General features: G+C 42.7%; 1 protein-coding gene. It reads right to left on the reverse strand.

The features are described from left to right. Nucleotides 1–1,038, reverse strand: a 1,038-nt coding sequence (locus NUW87_RS11340) for a chromo domain-containing protein (protein ID WP_269028626.1), incomplete at its 3' end; no start/stop codon positions are given. Nucleotides 1,039–1,204 lie beyond the last annotated feature (166 nt).

Here is a 1,204-nt window from a genome sequence, read left to right on the forward strand (position 1 = left end):
AGAAGTAAACAAAATCGGATATGCCTGTCTCATGGCATCCTCCATTTGCCACGTAGCCTCATCTGGGCCAAAATGTTTCCACTGCACCTTGACCTGTGCAATGGTTCTGTTCCGGAGTTGGGTTTCCCTTCTGTCCAATATGCATTGGGGTTCTGGCAGGAATTCTCCCTCCGGTTCCACCTGGATCACAGACCAGTCAATTATATGATTAGCATCATGTACATATTTCTTCAATAATGAGACATGGAAAACATTATGTGCTTTGACTGTGGGAGGAAGTGCTAGCCGATAGGCTACAGGTCCCACTCTATCTAGAACCTCAAAGGGTCCACAATACCAAGGTGCCAACTTGGCACAAGCTCCCATTTTCAGGGAACTCCTTCTGGGCTTAATTTTGAGATATACATGGTCTCCCATTTTGAACTCTCTTGGAGTTCTCTTTTGATCAGCATAACTTTTCTGTCGGTTCTGAGCGACCTTCAGATTTTGTTTTATCTGAGTCACTTGTTGTTCCATTTCTTTCAACATGTTAGGTCCAAAAGAAATCCTATTTACAGGATTACTCCAGCTGACTGGAGTATTACATTGTCTACCATAGAGGACCTCGAATGGGCTCATTTTTAAGGACGCTTGATAGCCGTTGTTGTAGGAAAATTCTAGCAATGGCAGGTAATCTTCCCATTTTTTGGGTTGATGCATTACATGCATCCTTAGCATGTCTTCCAATATTTGGTTCACTTTTTTCATCTGTCCATCGGTTTGAGGATGATAGGCTGTGCTAAATATTAATTTGGTCTCCAAACCAACCATCAAGGATTTCCAAAAGTTGGAAGTGAATTTCGTGTCTCTGTCAGACACGATCTCTTTCGACATACCATGCAGTCTGAATATCTCCTTCATGAATACTTGAGGGATGTCTATTGCCTTGCAAGTTGACTTGACGGGGATAAAGTGAGCGGACTTGCTCAATTTATCCACCACTACCATGATGGCATCATTCTGTTTGGTCGATGTTGGTAATCCAGTGATGAAATCCATGGAGATGGTTTCCCATTTCCATTCTGGGATTGGTAAAGGTTGTAATAATCCTGCTGGGTGTCGATGTTCTGCTTTAACCTATTGGCACTCTATGCATTTGGCCAAGTACTCGACTATGTCTTTCTTCATTCCAGGCCAATATAATTGTCTCCTAGTGGCTGTGATC

Origin of the sequence: Corynebacterium pilbarense (assembly GCF_026930265.1) — a bacterium.
Lineage (GTDB): Bacteria > Actinomycetota > Actinomycetes > Mycobacteriales > Mycobacteriaceae > Corynebacterium > Corynebacterium pilbarense.